22 protein-coding genes are annotated in these 20,611 nt (G+C 48.5%); 18 read left to right on the top strand and 4 right to left on the bottom strand.

The features are described from left to right. Positions 1-45 precede the first annotated feature (45 nt). The gene (tgt, locus tag BFP76_RS09480; protein WP_099593078.1) at positions 46-1,176 is read right to left on the bottom strand and encodes a tRNA guanosine(34) transglycosylase Tgt; all 1,131 of its coding nucleotides are present in this window, start codon (positions 1,174-1,176) and stop codon (positions 46-48) included. Positions 1,177-1,239: 63 nt separating this feature from the next. On the opposite strand from tgt, the gene rimK reads away from it, so the two are divergent. From rimK to tpiA, 4 genes are all read left to right on the top strand, one after another. Continuing rightward, complete coding sequence (rimK, locus tag BFP76_RS09475) at positions 1,240-2,637, top strand: 30S ribosomal protein S6--L-glutamate ligase (RefSeq protein ID WP_099594049.1); 1,398 nt, start codon at positions 1,240-1,242, stop codon at positions 2,635-2,637. A gap of 82 nt (positions 2,638-2,719) precedes the next feature. Next, the gene (locus BFP76_RS09470) at positions 2,720-3,085 is read left to right on the top strand and encodes a DUF59 domain-containing protein (RefSeq protein ID WP_099594047.1); all 366 of its coding nucleotides are present in this window, start codon (positions 2,720-2,722) and stop codon (positions 3,083-3,085) included. Then, complete coding sequence (locus BFP76_RS09465) at positions 3,085-3,435, top strand: HesB/IscA family protein (protein WP_099593076.1); 351 nt, start codon at positions 3,085-3,087, stop codon at positions 3,433-3,435. The genes BFP76_RS09470 and BFP76_RS09465 overlap by 1 nt, the downstream gene beginning before the upstream one ends. After that, positions 3,435-4,184, top strand: a complete 750-nt coding sequence (tpiA, locus tag BFP76_RS09460; protein WP_099593075.1) for a triose-phosphate isomerase — start codon at positions 3,435-3,437, stop codon at positions 4,182-4,184. The genes BFP76_RS09465 and tpiA overlap by 1 nt, the downstream gene beginning before the upstream one ends. On the opposite strand, the gene BFP76_RS09455 is transcribed toward tpiA, so the two are convergent. After that, the gene (locus tag BFP76_RS09455) at positions 4,181-5,296 is read right to left on the bottom strand and encodes a DUF6456 domain-containing protein (protein ID WP_240514020.1); all 1,116 of its coding nucleotides are present in this window, start codon (positions 5,294-5,296) and stop codon (positions 4,181-4,183) included. The genes tpiA and BFP76_RS09455 overlap by 4 nt on opposite strands. Before the next feature lie 202 nt (positions 5,297-5,498). On the opposite strand from BFP76_RS09455, the gene BFP76_RS09450 reads away from it, so the two are divergent. Further along, positions 5,499-5,795 (top strand): DUF6477 family protein, encoded by a 297-nt coding sequence (locus BFP76_RS09450; RefSeq protein WP_240514019.1) that lies wholly within the window; start codon positions 5,499-5,501, stop codon positions 5,793-5,795. Positions 5,796-5,801: 6 nt separating this feature from the next. On the opposite strand, the gene BFP76_RS09445 is transcribed toward BFP76_RS09450, so the two are convergent. Continuing rightward, positions 5,802-7,346 carry a trimethylamine methyltransferase family protein gene (locus BFP76_RS09445; protein ID WP_099593073.1) on the bottom strand — a complete coding sequence of 515 codons (1,545 nt, stop codon included), beginning with the start codon at positions 7,344-7,346 and terminating at the stop codon, positions 5,802-5,804. 170 nt (positions 7,347-7,516) lie between these two features. Between BFP76_RS09445 and guaA the strand changes: the two genes are divergently transcribed. The 7 genes from guaA to BFP76_RS09410 all read left to right on the top strand — a co-directional run bounded on the left by guaA (position 7,517) and on the right by BFP76_RS09410 (position 14,417). Next, positions 7,517-9,076 carry a glutamine-hydrolyzing GMP synthase gene (guaA, locus tag BFP76_RS09440; protein ID WP_099593071.1) on the top strand — a complete coding sequence of 520 codons (1,560 nt, stop codon included), beginning with the start codon at positions 7,517-7,519 and terminating at the stop codon, positions 9,074-9,076. A 75-nt stretch (positions 9,077-9,151) separates the two neighbouring features. Further along, on the top strand, positions 9,152-10,030 hold the full coding sequence (locus tag BFP76_RS09435; RefSeq protein ID WP_205661400.1) for a DMT family transporter: 879 nt from the start codon (positions 9,152-9,154) through the stop codon (positions 10,028-10,030). An 87-nt stretch (positions 10,031-10,117) separates the two neighbouring features. Beyond that, complete coding sequence (locus tag BFP76_RS09430; RefSeq protein ID WP_099593068.1) at positions 10,118-10,978, top strand: ATPase; 861 nt, start codon at positions 10,118-10,120, stop codon at positions 10,976-10,978. 40 nt (positions 10,979-11,018) lie between these two features. After that, entirely contained in the window at positions 11,019-11,945 is a 927-nt protein-coding gene (gene metA, locus BFP76_RS09425; RefSeq protein WP_099593066.1) for a homoserine O-acetyltransferase MetA, read from the top strand. Then, on the top strand, positions 11,935-12,888 hold the full coding sequence (locus BFP76_RS09420; protein WP_099593064.1) for an alpha/beta fold hydrolase: 954 nt from the start codon (positions 11,935-11,937) through the stop codon (positions 12,886-12,888). The genes metA and BFP76_RS09420 overlap by 11 nt, the downstream gene beginning before the upstream one ends. Before the next feature lie 55 nt (positions 12,889-12,943). Then, positions 12,944-13,810: a polyphosphate kinase 2 gene (gene ppk2, locus BFP76_RS09415; protein ID WP_099593062.1), complete on the top strand. Its 867-nt coding sequence runs from the start codon at positions 12,944-12,946 to the stop codon at positions 13,808-13,810. Beyond that, entirely contained in the window at positions 13,803-14,417 is a 615-nt protein-coding gene (locus BFP76_RS09410) for a TetR/AcrR family transcriptional regulator (protein WP_240514018.1), read from the top strand. Before ppk2 ends, BFP76_RS09410 begins: the two co-directional genes overlap by 8 nt. On the opposite strand, the gene BFP76_RS09405 is transcribed toward BFP76_RS09410, so the two are convergent. Continuing rightward, positions 14,414-15,088, bottom strand: coding sequence for a 5-formyltetrahydrofolate cyclo-ligase (locus tag BFP76_RS09405; RefSeq protein WP_099594039.1), 675 nt, complete (start codon positions 15,086-15,088; stop codon positions 14,414-14,416). The two genes, BFP76_RS09410 and BFP76_RS09405, sit on opposite strands and share 4 nt — an antisense overlap. A 141-nt stretch (positions 15,089-15,229) precedes the next feature. Here BFP76_RS09405 and BFP76_RS09400 point away from each other — a divergent pair, with 141 nt between their 5' ends. The 6 genes from BFP76_RS09400 to ilvN all read left to right on the top strand — a co-directional run bounded on the left by BFP76_RS09400 (position 15,230) and on the right by ilvN (position 20,609). Further along, entirely contained in the window at positions 15,230-15,595 is a 366-nt protein-coding gene (locus BFP76_RS09400; RefSeq protein ID WP_099593059.1) for a DUF2852 domain-containing protein, read from the top strand. A gap of 86 nt (positions 15,596-15,681) precedes the next feature. Continuing rightward, positions 15,682-16,137 carry an RDD family protein gene (locus BFP76_RS09395; protein ID WP_099593057.1) on the top strand — a complete coding sequence of 152 codons (456 nt, stop codon included), beginning with the start codon at positions 15,682-15,684 and terminating at the stop codon, positions 16,135-16,137. Positions 16,138-16,227: 90 nt separating this feature from the next. After that, a complete protein-coding gene (locus BFP76_RS09390; protein WP_099593055.1) occupies positions 16,228-17,061 on the top strand; it encodes an arginyltransferase in 834 nt (277 codons plus the stop codon). Positions 17,062-17,312: 251 nt separating this feature from the next. Then, on the top strand, positions 17,313-19,067 hold the full coding sequence (locus tag BFP76_RS09385; RefSeq protein ID WP_099593053.1) for an acetolactate synthase 3 large subunit: 1,755 nt from the start codon (positions 17,313-17,315) through the stop codon (positions 19,065-19,067). A 114-nt stretch (positions 19,068-19,181) separates the two neighbouring features. Beyond that, a complete protein-coding gene (locus BFP76_RS09380) occupies positions 19,182-19,979 on the top strand; it encodes a sulfotransferase domain-containing protein (RefSeq protein ID WP_099593051.1) in 798 nt (265 codons plus the stop codon). 69 nt (positions 19,980-20,048) lie between these two features. After that, positions 20,049-20,609, top strand: a complete 561-nt coding sequence (ilvN, locus tag BFP76_RS09375; RefSeq protein WP_099593049.1) for an acetolactate synthase small subunit — start codon at positions 20,049-20,051, stop codon at positions 20,607-20,609. Positions 20,610-20,611: the final 2 nt, after the last annotated feature.

The raw sequence follows: 20,611 nt of genomic DNA, 5'->3' as shown, positions 1-20,611 counted from the left end.
TGCGCGTTTATGTGTTTTCCACAGCGTTTTTTGACCATGCGCACATTAGATCGGATCAATGTCGCCCTGTGCACGCGTCGCATGAAATTGCGCAACAAACGCATCCAATTCACCCGCGGCAATTGCATCGCGCAACCCTTGCATTAATTCCTGATAATAATGCAGGTTGTGCCATGTTAATAACATCGATCCGATGATTTCGCCTGCCTTGTGCACATGATGTAAATAGGCGCGAGAATAATTGGAACATGCGGGGCATGTGCAATTTTCATCCAACGGGCGTGGGTCATCTTTGTGGCGGGCATTGCGCAAATTAACCGCACCAAAACGAGTGAGCGCCTGCCCTGTGCGCCCTGATCGGCTGGGCAATACGCAATCAAACATATCAACGCCGCGCTGTACCGCACCAACGATATCATCAGGTTTACCAACACCCATCAAATATCGCGGTTTATCCTGTGGCAATTGGTTTGGGGCATAATCCAGCACACCAAACATGGCATCTTGCCCCTCGCCCACGGCCAATCCGCCAATGGCATAACCATCAAAGCCGATTTTTTGCAACGCTTCTGCGCTTTCCTCGCGAAAATCCTGTTCTAGTCCACCTTGCTGAATCCCAAACAGTGCATAGCCAGGGCGATCACCAAACGCATCGCGCGAACGTTGTGCCCATCGCATCGACAATTGCATTGATTCATTGATCCGTGCGCGATCTGCGGGCAATGCGGGGCATTCATCAAAACACATCACAATGTCGGATCCCAACAAGCGTTGAATTTCCATGCTGCGCTCTGGTGTCAGGTTATATTCGCTGCCATCAATGTGGCTACGGAATTTTACGCCCTCTTCGGTCAGTTTGCGCAAATCGGTCAGGCTCATCACCTGAAACCCGCCAGAATCTGTTAAAATCGGGCGATCCCAATTCATGAATTTGTGCAAACCACCCAGATTGTGAATGCGTTCTGCACCCGGGCGCAGCATCAAATGATACGTATTGCCCAGCAAAATATCCGCACCGGTTTCGCGTACATTTTCGGGCATCATCGCCTTGACCGTCGCAGCAGTGCCCACAGGCATGAACGCAGGCGTGCGGATATCGCCCTTTGGAGTTGAAACGATTCCAGTCCTTGCGCGACCGTCATTTGCGGATATATGAAAAGAGAATGATTTTGACATGCTGCTTCCCTAGAGAACCAGTTGATGATTTCAAGCGAAAAACACCAAATTGGGGGAAATACGATGGCACATGGCGAAAATCAGCATGATGAACTGGCATTGGGCTGGGAAGAATGGCTTGCCCTGCCCGATTTGGGATTGCCCGCGTTAAAGGCCAAGATTGATACAGGTGCGCGAACATCTGCGCTTCATGCGTTTAATATTGAACCTTTTGGAACAGCGTCAAAGCCACGTGTGCGATTTGTTATTCAACCCATCCCGGGGCGCGATGATCTAGAGGTTATTTGTTCCGCAGATGTGATTGATCGACGCGAAGTGACCAGTTCAAACGGTGAATCCGAACTACGCTATGTTGTGCGGACAAATATGCAAATTGGTGACCACAAACGCCCGATCGAAATCACCCTGACCGATCGCGCCAATATGGCCTATCGCATGTTGTTGGGGCGCCAAGCGTTGGGTGATGATATCGTGGTGAACCCATCCGAAAGCTTTGTCCAACCAAAGTTAAGCTATGATCTCTATAAAAAATCCCAACGCCCAGACGGTGCGAAACGGTCGTTGCGCATCGCGATTTTAACCCGCGAGCCTGATAACTATTCCACACGTCGCCTGATCGAAGAAGGCGAAAGCCGCGATCATGTGATTGAAACCATTGATACATCGCGCTGTTATATGAATATCCGCACATTGGCACCTGAAATTCATTACGACGGTAAAAAGCTGCCCCATTACGACGCTGTGATTCCACGTATTGGCGCATCTATCACCGCATATGGCACCGCTGTTGTGCGCCAATTTGAAACCATTGGCACCTATTGCGTGAATGGATCAGAGGCCATCACAGCATCGCGCGACAAATTGTATGCACATCAATTGCTGGCACGTTATAAAATCGGCATGCCAACAACCGCATTTGCATCATCCCCCAAAGACACCAAAAATCTGGTGACATTGGCAGGGTCAACGCCGTTGATCGTGAAATTACTCGAAAGCACACAGGGCAAAGGCGTGGTTTTGGCCGAAACGCCCAAGGCCGCAGAATCGGTAATTTCCGCCTTTCGCGGGCTAAAGGCCGATTTTTTGGTGCAACATTTTGTGAAAGAGGCCGCAGGCGAAGATGTGCGGTGCATGGTGATCGGCGGCAAGGTGGTTTCATCCATCAAACGCACCGCCGCCGCGGGTGAATTTCGATCAAACCTGCACCAAGGTGGCAGCGCCGCAAAAGTGAAAATCACCAAAGAAGAACGCGAAACCGCCGTGCGCGCAGCCAAGGCCATGGGGCTTAATTTTGCAGGTGTTGATCTGTTACGCTCGCATGATGGCCCCAAAGTACTGGAGGTAAATTCATCCCCCGGTCTTGAAGGAATGGAAAAAGCATCCAAATTAAATGTAGCGGGCAAAGTTTACGATCACATCGAAAAATCCGTCCGCCCGACAACGGCGCGCCGCAAAAGTTGATCTGATTTGATAGCCGCCCCTTATGGACAGTGCCAACGCCAATCCATATAAGAAGAGTCAGGAATTCAAGAAAGACGTTGATATGACCAGTGAAACAGCCCCCCTGATGGAAGGTACCCCGTTGATTAAACCATCAACGACGGATCACCCATTGTATGATGCGATTTGCGAGGCATGCCGAACAGTGCATGACCCTGAAATCCCTGTGAATATCTTTGATCTGGGTTTGATTTACACCATTGAAATCAATGCCGATGGTGCGGTTGATATATTGATGTCCCTCACTGCGCCCGGTTGCCCCGTTGCAGGCGAAATGCCCGGCTGGGTTGAAGAGGCCGTTGAACCGATTCCAGGTGTACAATCGGTCAGCGTATCACTGGTTTGGGAACCCCAATGGGGCATGGACATGATGTCCGACGAAGCCCGATTAGAGCTAGGATTCATGTAATGTTTGGCATTCCAGGTAAACAAGCCGTTAGCATCACCGATCGCGCCGCCAGTCAGATTGTTAAACTGATGGGTGACGGCGACAAAAAAGGCCTGCGCGTTGGTGTGAAAAAAGGCGGCTGTGCTGGCATGGAATACACGATGGAATATGTCGATGCCGTTGATCCAAACGATGAACTGGTCGAACATAATGGCGCCAAGGTCATGATCGCCCCAATGGCGCAAATGTTCCTGTTTGGCACCGAAATTGATTACGAGGTTTCATTGTTGGAATCTGGTTTCAAATTCAACAACCCCAATGTGACCGAGGCCTGTGGCTGTGGTGAATCAATTAAATTCGAAGGTATGTAATGCGCAAAAAACTGGCCGCTGGCAATTGGAAGATGAACGGATTGCAATCGAGCCTTGGTGAAATTGCAGCCCTCGCAGAAATGATCGGCCAGCCCAATTGCGATGTGTTATTGTGCACACCAGCAACGTTGATTAACTCTGCTGCGCAAATTGCGGATAAATCGGCAATAAATATCGGCGCACAGGATTGTCACGCCAATGAAACGGGTGCGCATACGGGCGAAATTTCCGCTGATATGATCGTTGATGCGGGTGGAAAATATGTGATCCTTGGCCATTCCGAACGTCGCGCCGATCACGGTGAAACCGATTCTTGTGTGCGCGATAAAACACGTGCGGCTTGGGCGGCGGGATTAACGGCGATTGTCTGTGTTGGTGAAACGCTGGAACAACGCGACGCATCCAACACGCTTGATATTATCGGTGGTCAGCTTGCGACATCCATTCCAGACAAAGCCACGGCGGAAACATTGGTTGTGGCCTATGAACCCGTTTGGGCGATTGGCACTGGATTAACCCCTACCCTTGATCAAATTGGCGAAGTACATGATTTTATTCGCGCCCGTCTTGAACGCCGCTTTGGCGAAGGTGTCGGGCGTTCGGTGCGCGTGTTATATGGCGGTTCAATGAACCCCAAAAATGCCGCCGAAATTGCAACTGTGTCCAATGTCGACGGCGGTTTGGTGGGTGGCGCATCGCTCAAGGCCGCGGATTTTGCGCAAATCGTGGATGCGCTCAGCAACGCTTAACCGATTTTACGGTTCATTTCACCGTATTCTTCTTCGTAATGGCGGCGCAATCGTTGCAATGCGATGCGCAGCACGATTTTTCCTGATCGCGCAGACCAGCCCATGCGTTTTTCCGCCACTTCCAGCCCTTCCAGATAACAACAACAGCGTAGCGCAATATCCCCCAACCCTGTACCAAGCGCGGATAAGGCATCGCGCAAACGTTTCGCTGCTGCGTCGGACCCACCAACACCGGCGCTGTTAAATGCGCCCCGATCGCTTCCGGTTAAAAACCGATCCCAATTTTGTGCAATCCGCGGCCCCATTTGCGACAATTCAAAATCTTCGCGCAACCGTTCGCCCGCCTGTAATAATTCAGGGGATAAAAACCGTTCGCCATTGCTGTCTTTTTTGCGCGCCAACATTGTGAGCGGGCTTTCACGCAAATTAACACGCTTTTTGGTGATCCGACCTGTCGCGGTATCAAATATGTTTTTATCACCAAATTCGCGGTGCTGTGCGGCAAAGGGTGTTTGTGCCTCGGCAAAACCATCACCCGAATGTGGTTTTTCGGACAGTGCGCGGCGCAATGCCCCGCGACCAGATTCAGTTATATGATACACGTGAACCGCACCGTTTTTGGTGCATTTAATCCAATCGCTAACCGTCATTTTCTTGGCATGCTCACGTGAAACCACCGCTGTTTTTGTCGGCTGCCCAGGGCCAGATTTTCGCAAAATCGCGCCGTTGTCCAATTTTGGTGAAATCGCCATAAATGCCCCCGCTTCACACATGCGGCGCAATACGCGGATATCTTCGCTTGTAACTTTCTTGGTGGCTGCGGTTTTGGTTTTGGTTGTCATATTTTTTCCAAGTCTTTCTTTTAGAAAATCAACCATTTGGGGTGTTTCAGCTTGTTCAAGATATTCATCAACCAATGGATCATCGCGCAATTCTTCGATTCGACGCACACGACGCAACACCGTGGATGGGTGAACGCCCATTTCCTGTGCAAGGCTTCGCAGGCTTCGGCCCAATACAGTATGCGCCAGATACAGATTTGTGGACAAGCAATCCGTATCTGTTGCCAAAATCTGATCATTTAACTGTATTTGAACCCCAAAATCGCTCACTTCGTATCCTAAAAAATTGGTTAACCATTCATTACCGAAACAACCTTTGATTGAAATCTAAAGATTGTGTTAAATTTTTTCGATAAGTTAATTTTTGCCTAAACATTTAAATAAATTGAATATTTGGCGTTCGGTGACTCTGATATTCCCGCAACGGTTGATTTGTATGTGCAACAGTTACTCCACGACAAAGGAGACAATCGTGACAATTCAACAAGTTTACCAACACATCTTTCGCCCCAAATTATTGGTACGCGCCGCGCGCATTGGATTACAAAATTATGTGCGTGATAAGGATTTAAAGCACCTGTTAAAAGTTAACCGCCTGCCCCGTGAAGGAAGCGCAAAAGAGGATTTGATGTTGCGGGAATCAGCGCTAGAGGCCGCACGCATTTCTGGTGCAGCCTCTTACAGTTTGATCGAACATATTTCGGTTCTGACCGCGCTATTGGCGGAAATGAACCTGATTTTGAAACAGCGCGGTAATGCTGCTGTTTAGATTTCGTTAACCAAATGCATCCTTTTCTGATGCTTTGCGGGTTTCGATATAATCAATCAATGCCGCATCAATGGCGGGATCCAATGGCGGTTGCTGGTAATCTGCCAGCAACTGTTTCACCCGCGCATTGGCGAGCGTGAATGTATCCTTTTCACCATCTTCCGCCCATGTTTCATAGGGGCGATAATCCAACACATTTGAACGCCAAAATGCGTTTTTGAAATTGGCTTGGGTATGTGCACATCCCAAATAATGCCCACCTGGGCCAACCTCTTGGATCGCATCCATGGCTTGGGCGTCTTCGGACATATCAACACCCTTGGCGATTGAATGTAGAATACCCAATTGATCGGCATCCATCACCAGCTTTTCTGGTGACGCGACAAGTCCTCCTTCCAACCAGCCTGCGGCGTGCAGACAAAAGTTCACCCCGCCCAGCAATGCCGCATTCAACGTATTCGCCGTTTCATACGCCGCCTGCGCATCGGGTAGCTTTGATCCACACAAACCCCCACCAGAGCGGAAAGGTAAGCCCAATTTGCGCGCCAACTGCCCTGCACCGTATAAGATTTTGGATGCCTCTGGCGTGCCAAATGTTGGCGCACCTGAATTCATATCGATTGATGTCACGAATGCACCCATAATAACAGGTGCACCAGCACGACATAACTGATTATAGGCAACGCCCGCCAATGCCTCCGCCATCACCTGAGTTAATGTGCCCGCAACGGAAACCGGTGCCATTGCACCGCCAACGATAAACGGGGACAGGATACATGCCTGATTATTTTGCGCATAAACTTCCATCGCGCCCATCATGATATCGTCAAACACCATCGGGGAATTCACGTTAATCAGCGACGTCATCACCGTGTTGTTTTGAACGAATTCTTCACCAAACAGGATGTTGCACATATTTACCGAATCTTGTGCACGTTCGGGTGCCGTGACCGAACCCATGAACGGTTTGTCGGAATATTTCATATGCGCATAAAGCATATCCAAATGACGTTTATTCACCGCAATATCGGTGGGTTCGCACACTGTACCACCCGAATGGTGCAGCCATTTCGACATATAGGTCAGTTTGACCAGCTTTTGAAAATCATCAATCGTGGCATACCGACGCCCGCCGTCTTGGTCGCGAATAAAGGGCGGGCCGTACACAGGTGCCAACACCATGGTATTTCCGCCAATTTCAACAGATTTTTCAGGGTTGCGCGCGTGTTGAGTAAATTTTGCTGGCGCTGTCGAAATCAATTTACGCGCCAAACCACGTGGAATGCGTACGCGATCACCATCAATATTTGCACCCGCTGCGGCCCATTTTTCCAATGCTGATGGATTGTCTGGGAAATTCACGCCGATTTCTTCCAACACTTTTTCGGCGTTATTGAAAATGATGTCCAACGCATCATCATTCAACACCTCAAAATTTGGGATGTTGCGTTCAATAAAGCGTGCTGTTTCGATTACAACGGCGCTACGTTCTGCGCGACGTGCTGCGCCGCCACCGCGTGCGCGGCGTCTTGGGGATGCTGTTTCGGTCATCTTTGGAACCTTTTGGAATTAACTGGCCAATAAATAGCGCTATTTGCGGTGCAAAAACACATGCAAATTCGGCAAGTCTTATCAAAGAACGACATTTCATGATAATTGCAAGTGTATCGTTGCGCGATTGCGCTTGCACGAATCCACCCCCTCGCCTAAACCCTGCTGGCATGAGCACACCATCACATGACCGCCTTCTTATCATCGATTTTGGCAGCCAAGTAACGCAGCTTATTGCGCGGCGCTTGCGCGAATTAAACGTTTATTGCGAAATTCATCCATTCAACAATGTGGACGAAAAATTTCTGCGTGAATTTGATCCAAAGGCCGTCATCCTATCGGGTGGCCCATCATCCGTCATCGACAAGGACAGCCCTCGCGCACCTGATGTGCTGTTTGAAATGGGTCTGCCGATTTTGGGCATTTGTTATGGCCAACAGGTGATGATGCATCAATTAGGCGGGACAGTAGAACGTGGCCACGGCACTGCTGAATTTGGCCGCGCCTATGTCACCCCAACCGCAGAAAAACTAGATATTTTGCAAGGTTGGTTCGCCACAGACAAAGAACAAGTCTGGATGAGCCACGGCGATCACGTTTCCAAAATCGCAGATGGATTTTCCGTATATGGCACATCGCCTAATGCACCATTCGCCGTGACAGCCGATTTGAAACGCCAATTTTATGCTGTACAGTTTCATCCAGAGGTTCACCACACCCCCAACGGTGCAATGTTATACGAAAATTTCGTTCGCATCGCAGGTTTCACCGGTGATTGGACCATGGGTGCCTATCGCGAACAAGCGATTGCCGCCATTCGCGAACAGGTTGGTGATGAACAGGTGATCTGTGGCCTATCGGGCGGCGTGGACAGTTCGGTCGCGGCTGTGTTGTTGCACGAGGCCATCGGCGATCAATTGACATGTGTGTTTGTGGATCACGGATTGCTGCGCATGGGCGAAGCCGAAGAAGTGGTCACAATGTTCCGCGATCATTACAATATGAAATTGATCCATGCACAGGAACAAGAATTGTTCCTTGGCGAATTGGATGGTCAATCAGACCCCGAAACCAAGCGCAAAATCATTGGCAAGTTGTTCATCGACGTATTCGATAAACACGCCCGCCCGATTGGCGCAAAGTTCCTTGCCCAAGGCACATTATACCCAGATGTCATTGAAAGCGTTAGCTTTTCTGGCGGTCCATCGGTAACAATCAAAAGCCATCATAACGTTGGTGGTCTGCCTGAAAAAATGGATATGAAGTTGGTTGAACCGCTTCGTGAATTGTTCAAAGACGAGGTTCGCGCATTGGGTGTTGAACTTGGCCTACCGCCCAGTTTCGTTGGCCGCCATCCATTTCCGGGACCAGGGCTTGCCATTCGCTGTCCTGGTGAAATTACCCGTGACAAATTGGAAATTTTACGCCGTGCCGATGCTGTTTATATCGATCAAATCCGCAAACACGGGCTTTATGACGATATTTGGCAAGCATTCGTTGCGATCTTGCCTGTGCGTACGGTTGGTGTTATGGGCGATGGGCGCACATATGATTTTGCCTGTGCATTGCGTGCGGTCACATCCGTGGATGGTATGACCGCGGATTATTATCCGTTTAGCCATGAATTCTTGGGCGAAACCGCGACACGTATCATTAACGAGGTCGAAGGCATCAACCGGGTCACCTATGATATCACATCAAAACCTCCGGGCACGATTGAATGGGAATAATGCGTTGATTGATGGGTTGTAAATTCATCGATCACCGCTAATCTGGCGCAAATAATTTTCAAAAGAATGCGTCAAATGCCCCTTTCCGATACACTCAAGGCGGCCCTGTGGATGATGGGGTCTGTTGTTTCATTTAGCGCGATGGCGGTGGCTGGTCGCGAAATGAGCCTTGATCTGGATACTTTCGAAATCATGATGTACCGCTCGATGATCGGTGTTGTGGTCGTTTTGATCTGTGCCCGCTATTTTGGAACGCTGGGGCAAATCAAACGCGATCGGCTGGGGCTTCATTTTATCCGCAATCTTTGCCATTTCACGGGACAAAACCTTTGGTTTTTCGCCATTACCTTGATCCCATTTGCACAGCTTTTTGCATTTGAATTTTCGGTTCCTATTTGGGTGACGCTGGCCGCACCATTATTACTGGCAGAAAGATTAACTTCGCTGCGTATCCTCTCTGTTTTTACAGGATTTATTGGGATTTTGATTGTGACGCGACCATGGGCGGCTGGCATATCACCGGGCATTATTGCAGCCGCTCTTTGTGCGCTTGGCTTTGCCGGTTCCGCAATTTTTACCAAGATTTTAACCCGCACACAAACCATCACTTGCATATTGTTTTGGCTTACTGTCATGCAATTGGCATTTGGCGTGATTTGCGCAGGATATGATGGAGATATCGCCTTGCCTGCTATGCGCAACATTCCATGGGTGTTCGTTGTCGGACTTGGCGGATTATTCGCACATTTCTGCCTGACCACGGCGCTGCGTCTTGCGCCCGCCACGGTGGTGATGCCCGTTGATTTCACCCGCCTGCCGTTGATCGCGGTGGTGGGCGCGGTATTTTACAACGAAGCGCTTGAAATCTGGGTTGTGATTGGTGCGATTATCATATTCGCGTCCAACTATCTCAATATCTGGGATGAAAACCGCAAAAAACGCGCCGTGGCATAAAGGCGGCTGTTTTTTTAACATCTGCGCAATCCGTTTGAATTGCCCCACAAAAATTGGTTATTGAGTGAAAAACAAACGAGACTTGCGATGATTTATAAAACCGCCAATGATTGGAACCAGTCAAAATCCAAACGCGTCATGCTGTTTGGCATGTCTGGTCTTGGGAAAACCCATATCAGCCAGATTTTGCGCGACCAAGGCAGTTGGTTTCACTACAGCGTCGATTATCGTATTGGCACACGTTATATGGGCGAACATATCGCCGATAACTTTAAGAAAGAGGCGATGCGTAATCCTTTCTTGGCGGAATTGTTACGATCCGATGCGATTTATATCGCAGCCAATATGAAATTTTCCGATCTTTCACCCCTGTCCACATATCTGGGTAAACCCGGTGATACGTCCAAAGGTGGCATCGCGTTTGATGAATATTTGCGCCGCCAGCGGTTGCATCGTGATGCAGAAATCAATGCGATGAAGGACACGGTTCATTTTATTCACCGCGCAAAAGAGCTTTATGATTACGACAATTTCGTTTGTGACACATCAGGTTCCGTGGTCGAGGTGGTTGATCCAAACGATAAAAACGATCCGGTCATGTCATTGTTATCTGATCACGTTCTTCCAATCTGGATTGACGGCGGTTCGGGCCATACGGATGTATTGGTTGAACGTTTCGCCAAAGCACCCAAGCCAATGTATTACCAAGAAGATTTCTTGCTTGATTGTTGGGAAAATTATCTGTCCGAAAAATCGGTGGCGCCTGTTGATGTAAACCCCGATGATTTTATCCTGTGGGGATATCAAAAATTATTGGAAAACCGCCTGCCCCGATATGCACAGATTGCAAAAAACTGGGGCGTTCGGGTTGATGCCAAAGACATCGCAAATGTTCACAATTGCGAGGATTTTTCCGCTGTTGTGTCCGCTGCCCTTGAAGCGCGTTAATCACCGCGCTAAATTTCAAGAATATTGAAAGAGTAATTCCATGCCGATCAAAATTCCATCCAAGCTCCCTGCCTTTGACGTGTTGAAATCCGAAGGCGTGAGCGTGATGTCAAACAAAGACGCACAACGCCAAGATATCCGCCCGTTGCAAATCGCGCTTTTGAATTTGATGCCCAAGAAAATTCAAACAGAAACGCAATTTGCGCGCCTGATTGGTGCAACACCGTTGCAGATTGAATTTACCCTGATCCAAATGACGGAACATACGTCCAAAAACACAAGTGCCGATCACATGGATGCGTTTTATACAACCTTCCAAGAAGTGAAATCGCGCAAGTTCGATGGGCTGATTATCACGGGTGCGCCGATTGAGCATCTGCCATTTGGCGATGTAACCTATTGGGATGAAATGAAAGAGGTGATGGAATGGACACAGACCAATGTGCATTCCACCTTTGGCGTCTGCTGGGGTGCCATGGCCATGATCTATCATTTTCACAACATCGACAAACAGATGTTGGATGCCAAGGCATTTGGCTGTTTTCGCCATACGATCACAGATAAATCATCGCCATTTTTGCGCGGATTTTCCGATGATATCGTCATGCCCGTAAGCCGTTGGACAGAAATCGACCCCGCCGATATCAGCGCAAATGATCGTCTGAAAACCTTGATCAGCTCGTCCGAAACAGGGCCGTGTTTGATCGAAGACCCCGATCATCGCGCAATTTATGTGTTCAACCATTTTGAATATGATGATGGCACATTGAAAGAAGAATATGATCGCGATGTGGCGAGCAATACGCCGATCAATGTTCCGATGAATTATTACCCCGATGATGATCCATCGCGTGAACCAACCAATCGTTGGCGCAGCCATGCACATTTGCTTTATGGCAACTGGATTAACGAAATTTATCAGTCCACGCCGTATGATCTAAACAAGATAGGTGTGGATGCTGGTTAAAATTGGCATAATCTGTCTGTTCGCAGCAATTGCAATCACATTGATTGTCTGGATCAGTGCGGTGCGTTCGGTACAGATTGCCGAAAAAAACCATCCACCCATTGGTGATTTTCTCAATATCGCGGGCAAGCGTGTGCATTATGTGAAAATGGGTCCGCCCATTGGGCGTGCGCCTGTGATCATTTTGTTGCATGGCGCGGGTGGAAACCTGCGCGATTGGACGTTCAAGGTCGCGCCTGAGCTATCGAAAAACTATACCGTTATTGCCTTTGATCGCCCGGGTCATGGATATACCGATGTTTACGATATCAAGGGCGAAAGCCCGCAATATCAGGCCGACATATTGCGCCAAGCAACGCAAAAGCTTGGCATTAAAAACGCCGTCGTTGTTGGTTATTCATTGGGTGGTGCGGTCGCAATTGCTTGGGCATTGGATTATCCACAAATGCTGGATGGGATATTATTGCTCTCTTCGGTTTCAAACCCGTGGATCATTCCACCATCCGATTTATATGATTATGTTGGGCATCCATTGACCAGCTATATCGTTGCCCCGATCATCTCAGCCTTTGTCCCCACACGCAAAATTCGAAATGACTATGCACGGGTTTTCACGCCACAATCCCCACCAGACGGGTTTCTGGATCACGTCGGCACGGCGTTGACCGTGCGACCAAAATCATTTCGCGCTAATGCACGACAGGTGCGCGGATTGTTGAGAAATATCAAATTGATGTCCCAACGTTATGATGAATTATCCCTGCCCATCGAAATCATCCACGGCACACGTGATCGTTCCGTTCCCGCCGCAATCCACGCCAAGGTGATGAAACAGCGCGTGCCGCACGCAAACTTAACATTGATCCCAAGTATGGGACACGGTGCACATCAATTGGCGACACCCGAAATTTACAGCGCAATCGCACGATTAACGCGCCCCTAACCTTGCAAGCGCGCAAAATCTGCGCATATGTTGGTGAAAGTTCAAAGGGAAGCCCATGCAAAAACCATTCGACGGCGCGATCAGTGCATTTTATGAAAACGAAGCCCCCGACAGCATTCGAAAATCAATCCAAACCGCCAGCAAGAAAGAGATTTTGGATAAATCTTTTCCTTATGACAAACAGATGGACAAAGACGAATACGAAGACACAATCGAAGATTTGCAAGTGGAATTGGTTAAGCTGCAATCTTGGGCACAAGAATCTGGTGCACGTATCGCAATTATATTCGAGGGGCGCGACGCCGCTGGCAAAGGTGGCACGATCAAACGGTTTCGCGAAAACCTGAACCCGCGTTCGGCGCGGGTTGTGGCATTGTCCAAACCCAGCGAAACAGAACGCGGCCAATGGTATTTCCAACGCTACATCCAACACATGCCAAGTGCTGGTGAAATCGTATTTTTTGACCGCTCCTGGTATAATCGCGGTGTGGTGGAAAAGGTTTTTGGATTTTGCACCGACGAACAACGCAAACATTTTTTCGCACAGGTCAATGAATTTGAGGACATGTTGGTGGATGATGGGATCATCTTGATCAAACTTTGGCTGAATGTTGGTCGGGGCGAACAATTGCGCCGTTTCTTGTCGCGTGAATCCGATCGTTTGAAACAATGGAAATTGTCTGGGATTGATGTCAAAGGATTGGCGAAATGGGATGAATACACCACCGCCATTCAGGAAAATTTCAAAAAAACCCATTCCAAACACGCACCTTGGGTGATTGTGCGTACTGACGACAAAAAACGTGCACGCATCAATGCCATTCGCACGGTTTTGGCTCAAATCCCCTATGCACAAAAAAACGAAAAGGTGGTATCAAAACCAGATCCCAAAATCGTTGGTGGGCCAGAAATCATTGGCTAGAAAAGGATACCACCACGGAAATCTGAAACAGGCTTTGATTGATTCGACCATTCAGTTGATCGAAGAAAAAGGCCCCACAGGTTTCACAATGTCAGAGGCGGCAAAACTGGCCGGCGTGTCCGCCGCTGCACCCTATCGCCATTTTGAAGGCCGCGAAGCCTTGATCGCAGAGGTCGCACGCGAAGGGTTTGGTATTTTCGGTGATCTTATGGAATTTGCCTATGCCAAGGGGAATACGCCACTGGCCGCACTGGAATCCACGGGGCGTGCGTATCAGGCATTCGCCAAAAAACATTCGGGGCATTACATCGCAATGTTTGAAAGCGGTGTTGCGATTAACAGCGATCCCGATTTGGCCGCAGTAGCTAATCGCGCACTTGGCGTATTAGTGCATGCCTGCGAAGAATTGATCAAAGATTTACCAGCCCATCGCCGCCCACCCGCAACAATGGTCAGCCAACATATCTGGGCGATGAGCCATGGTGTGGTTGAATTGTTCGCTCGTGGTGAACCAGGACAGCGTTCGCCGTTTTCACCCGAAGATTTGATGGAAAGCGGGCTTGGTATATATCTGCGTGGTTTGGGCGTTTTGCCAAATGATGACTAATCGGGGCGTTCCATCACGTGGTCTACGCCCGTAATAATCATATCCATCGGAATATCGTGGGGTTGAGGGAATATGGTTTTCAATGCCCCAACGGGATGCCCAACACCGATTATCAATGGCTTTTTCGTCATCGCGGCCAAGGTACGATCATAAAACCCGCCCCCATATCCCAGCCGATAACATTGGGGATCAAACCCAACCAGCGGTGAAATCACAATATTGGGTATTATTTCTGCGTTTGTGGCGGGAATGGGAATATTCCAAACGCCCCGCGTCATTTCACAGTCTGGCGTCCATTCGCGAAAAATCAGCGGCGCGTGTTTTTTCACAACAACAGGCAGTGTAATTTTTGCACCCCGCGCGAATGCCCGCGCCATCCAGCCACGCAAATCTAATTCACCGCGAAATGGCCAGTAGAGGCTGATAATATGCCCCGCCGTTGGATTGATAATCTGATCCAGCATATCACCGATATCACGCGCTAGTTTTTTGCGTTCATCCACAGAAACACCCAAACGTGCGTCAATCAATGCCGCCCGCGTGGCCTTGCGCCATCGCGCGGTGTCCAGTTCGGCTTGTGGATCAACAACACCAAACCCATCGTCGGTTTGAATTAATTCATGGGCAAAACAGGGTGGCGAGGCATATGATTTTGGTGAATCTTTGCTCATATCATCAGCATTGCGCCGATCTGTTATGAAAAACAACACATTTTTGCACCACCCCCTTGTTATTCAAAATTTCCTTGCTAAATATGTTAATGTGAATAACATTTACATTATTCAGAACCGCAAACAGAAAGGAATACCAAAATGTCTACCCCCGCTATTTGGCTCGCCGATGCTGTCGCTTGGCTTGATGCAAAAGGCAAAAAGGCATGGATCGCAGCAATGATACTTGGGTTTATATTTGTCTGGCCCGTTGGTCTTGCCATCCTTTTTTACATGATATGGAGCAACCGTATGTCACGTTCTTTTTTCCACTGTTCACAAAACCGTCGCCATTCATCCACGGGGAACACCGCGTTTGATGCGTATAAGGAAGAAACCTTGCAACGTCTTGAAGATGAACAATCCGCGTTTCAATCTTTCTTGCAACGTCTGCGCGATGCCAAGGATAAAACCGAATTTGACGAATTCATGAATGACCGTGCAAAGGCCAAGAAAACAACGGCTTAACGCATTGCAAGTTCCGCTATCTCCCCTATTGTGAACTTGTCGCTTCGCCCCCATATTGGGGCGGAGCATTTTTTTCGGGAACAGATATGTTAAGTTTTGATCACGATCTATCGGGCCTGCCAGATCCACATCTGGACGCACAATTTTACGAAGGCGTTCCATTCAAACGGTTTATCGCCTGGGTGATTGATGTTATAATTTTGGTGCTGATATTTTTGGCCGCCACGATTGCGACCCTTGGGTTGATGATGGTCTTTGGTTTTTTCATCTTTGTTCTTAACTTTGCTTATCGTGCGTATTTCTTGAACCAGAAATCCGCCACCGTTGGCATGATGATTGCAGGTATCGAAATTCGAAATAAATACGGCAATCGGTTAAACAAACAGGAATCCATGTGGCACACGGGTCTTTATATGTTTAACTTTTTGGTGTTTCCGCTATTGCTTCTTAGCTTGTTGATGACATTTTTGAATTCACACGGCCAAGGTTTGCATGATTATCTATTGGGCACGACCGCCATTAATAAACCCATGGATTTGTGATTGTCGCTCGGTTGAAACGTCATAAAACCTTTGCTAGCCTAGGGTATAACCACCAGTATCAAATGATTACTGACGAATAAGAGTAAACCAATGCGTCACACCCTGCCCGTTGCACCACAGTTTTATGTTACCGCATCACAGCCCTGCCCGTATCTGGACGGCAAGGTTGAACGCAAACTGTTTACGGGTTTGGCAGACGAACATGGCAAGGCATTGAATGATGCGCTGTCTAAACAAGGATTTCGTCGTTCGCAAAATGTGCTCTACCGCCCGTCATGTGCGAACTGCGCCGCTTGTTTATCGGCACGTATTCGTGTGGCCGATTTCAAACCGCGCAATTCGCAAAAACGCATCATGCGCAAAAATCGCGATTTAATGCGCGAGGCACACACCGCTTGGGCCACGGATGAACAATATGATCTGTTCAAGGATTATTTGGAAACGCGTCATGCGGATGGCGGCATGGCCGATATGGATATGTTCGAATTCGCGGCCATGGTCGAAGAAACGCCTGTTCAGACCCGCATCATTGAATATTTCGAAGATGCGCCAAACGCGCGGCGCAAATTGCAAGCAGCAAGCCTGACAGATATTTTGGATGACGGGTTGTCGATGGTTTATTCGTTTTTCAATCCAGAGCGCAGCGGCAAAAGCCCCGGAACCCATATGATCCTTGATCACATCGCATTGGCACAGGAAATGGGGTTGGATTATGTCTATCTTGGTTATTGGGTGCCCGGATCGCCCAAGATGGATTACAAAGCAAAATTTTCAGGGCTAGAGGTGTATATCGCCAACCAATGGCAGCCCCTTGCCAGCCCAGAGGATGTGAACCCCGAAATGTTGAAACAGGATCGCGGATCAATTTTGGAACAGGTTGCTACGATCAAGCTCCCCGATGTGTTGGTCGATGGCAAAGGATAGCGTATTTTTGTAATTAAAATACGTTTCAGACATGTTTTCGAAATAAAATTACCAAAAACCACCCTATTTAGCATATTAAATTGCAAATATGCCCTTGACGCTGATCATAAGCACGCTACATTGCCCCTATGAAAACGCAATGTCAAAATATCGTCGTGGTGATGTAACACACTGTAAGGGCTCCCTTTCAGTGTTGCCCCCAATTGGGGGTTTTTTTATATCTATCGCATCGACACACATAGGAGATTCACATGAGCAAGCAAATGACAGGTGCTCAAATCGTTGTAAAAGCTTTGAAAGATCAAGGCGTTGATACCGTATTTGGGTATCCAGGCGGTGCTGTTCTTCCTATTTACGATGAGATTTTTCAACAGAATGATATTCGCCATATCCTTGTGCGTCACGAACAAGGTGCCACACATGCCGCCGAGGGTTACGCACGTTCCACGGGCAAACCGGGCGTTGTTTTGGTAACATCTGGCCCGGGTGCCACCAATGCCGTTACAGGCATGACCGATGCGTTGATGGACAGCATTCCGATGATCGTTTTGACGGGTCAGGTTCCCACATTCATGATCGGATCTGATGCATTCCAAGAGGCAGACACCGTTGGCATCACCCGCCCCTGCACCAAGCACAACTGGTTGGTGAAAGAAACCGATCAATTGGCCGAAACGCTGCACCAAGCGTTTCATATCGCAACAAGCGGTCGCCCCGGCCCCGTTTTGATTGACATCCCCAAGGATGTTCAATTCGCAAACGGTGAATATATGCCACCGAAAAAGGCGAAAACATCCCATTATCAACCCCGCCTCAAGGGGGATATGGATGCGATCACCGAATTGGCGACCTTGATGGAAACGGCAAAAAAACCGGTTATTTATTCTGGTGGTGGCGTTATCAATTCTGGCAAAGCAGCCAGCCAATTGTTGCGCGAATTGGTCAAGGAAACCAATTTTCCGATCACATCAACGCTTATGGGGCTTGGCGCCTATCCTGCATCTGGTGACAACTGGTTGGGCATGTTGGGCATGCACGGCACGTATGAGGCCAACTTGACCATGCATGATTGCGATCTGATGATTTGTGTTGGGGCGCGTTTTGATGACCGTATCACCGGCGTCATTCCAAAATTCAGCCCACATTCCAAAAAGGCGCATATTGATATTGATGCATCATCCATTAACAAGGTGATTCATGTTGATGTGCCAATTCTGGGCGATGTTGCCCATGTATTGGAAGATTTGCTCAAGGTTTGGAAATCACGTGGCCGCAAAACGATGGCCAATGATGTGAGAAAATGGTGGGGTCAGATTGACGAATGGCGTGCGGTTAAATGCCTGTCATACGAAACATCCGACAGCATTATTAAACCGCAATATGCGCTTGAACGTCTGGAAGCATTGACAAAAGATCACGATCGTTATGTTTGCACCGAAGTTGGCCAGCACCAAATGTGGGCCGCGCAATATCTGGGTTTCGAAGACCCTAACCGCTGGATGACATCGGGTGGGCTTGGCACCATGGGATATGGCATGCCCGCATCCGTTGGCATCCAATTGGCACATCCCGAAAGCCTAGTGATTAACGTCGCAGGCGAAGCATCATGGCTGATGAACATGCAGGAAATGGGCACCGCTGCCCAATACCGTCTGCCTGTGAAACAGTTCATTTTGAATAATGAACGTCTGGGGATGGTGCGCCAATGGCAAGAATTGCTCCACGGTGAACGCTATTCCAGTTCATGGTCTGAATCCCTGCCCGATTTTGTAAAACTGGCCGAAGCATTCGGTGCAAAGGGTATTCAGGTTTCAAACCCTGCCGATTTGGATGATGCAATCATGGAAATGATCAATCACGACGGCCCTGTTATTTTCGATTGCTTGGTTGAAAAACATGAAAACTGTTTGCCGATGATCCCATCGGGCAAGGCGCATAATGAAATGCTGTTGGGCAATGCATCCACCAAGGATGCAATCGACAGCGACGGCGCGGTGATGGTTTAACCCCACCCAACGAATGACAAGCCCCTCCATTGTGAGGGGCTTTTTTATGTCTAAAATTTTACTGACACGCGAAATATTTACCGTTGGTTTAACCCACTGTGGGAAAATCGCGGCATGAGCATATTAACCCATCGCTTTCCAACAACTACGCACCCATTGGGCGCAAAGACCGTGTTTTGCTATGGCATGACAAAATGTGGAAGCACGCTCGCATTTGAAACAACACGATCCGCGCTTGAATTGTCGGGGTTCCCACAACCGCGATTGTCTGAATCCGCACTTGGTATTTCGCGAAAAATTAATTTCTGCCAGCATTTAAATAGCAATAATATCAATGCTTTGAAAAATGAAGTTCGCGCAATTGGTCACCCTATTGCGATTAAAACACATACCCGCCCAGATCCAGTGGTGATTAATATGATTGACCAAGGCGACGCATTGGTTCAGGCCACATATCGTGATCCGCGTGAAATGGCGCTTTCAATGTTGGATCATGGGCGCAAAAGCCGCCAATCGGGCATGAACGCATTTAGCGAAATCAAAGATTTAGACGACGCAATGCGCAACATCCGTAGCCAAATTGATAGCCTGACCCAATGGTTGTACCGACCTAATTGTTTACCCATTTACTATTCTGACTTGGCATTTTCACAAATCGACACGACACGACGGATTTTGGCGCAATTGCAGCTGGATATTGATCCGCGCCGCGTGATCAAACATGTTGCACAAAATCGGTTCACCCAAATGAACAAAGCTGTCAGAGACCGCTATCGCCACGAAATGACGCGCACCCAATCCCGTGCATTCAGGCGCGCATTTCCACAGTTTTACGATACATTGATAAAACAGCGAAAATCATTGTCTGGTTTTGGTGAACCTCCGCTGCGTGACGGATACGAATTGGTGTAAACTTCGGGCTGACACTTCGTTTTCAATCCGCTATTGTTTACGTCATCGAATCCGAGAAGGGAAATTGCCATGAACGCGTTGGCCATTAAAAAATCTGCGACATCCAAAAGCGCCTATAACCTCAAGAGCACAATGGGCGATGACATCGAAACCCATACACTTGCGGTTTTAGTCGATAATGAATCGGGTGTCTTGGCGCGTGTTATCGGGCTATTCTCTGGTCGTGGTTACAACATTGAAAGCCTAACAGTGGCAGAGGTTGATCACGGCGAAAACCTGTCTCGTATCACGGTTGTGACCACGGGCACCCCATCCATCATCGTGCAAATCAAAGCACAGCTTGGCCGTATGGTTGCCGTGCATGATGTTCATGATCTTACGGTCGAGGGCCCATCCGTTGAACGTGAATTGGCGTTGATCAAGGTTGCGGGCACAGATGACAAACGTGTCGAAGCCTTGCGCACATCCGAAGTATTCCGTGCCAAGGTGGTTGATACCACGCTTGAAAGTTTTGTGTTTGAATTGACGGGAACGCCCGAAAAAATTGATGCATTTGTGGAATTGATGCGCCCACTTGGCCTGATTGATGTGGCGCGCACAGGCGTTGCGGCGATTGCACGGGGAACTTAATC

The sequence above is a fragment of the Paramylibacter kogurei genome, from assembly GCF_002742285.1.
In the GTDB taxonomy this organism is placed as follows: Bacteria; Pseudomonadota; Alphaproteobacteria; order Rhodobacterales; family Rhodobacteraceae; genus Amylibacter; species Amylibacter kogurei.
The sequence above is the reverse complement of the archived record's forward strand: the minus strand, read 5'-3'. Positions and strand labels throughout refer to the sequence as shown.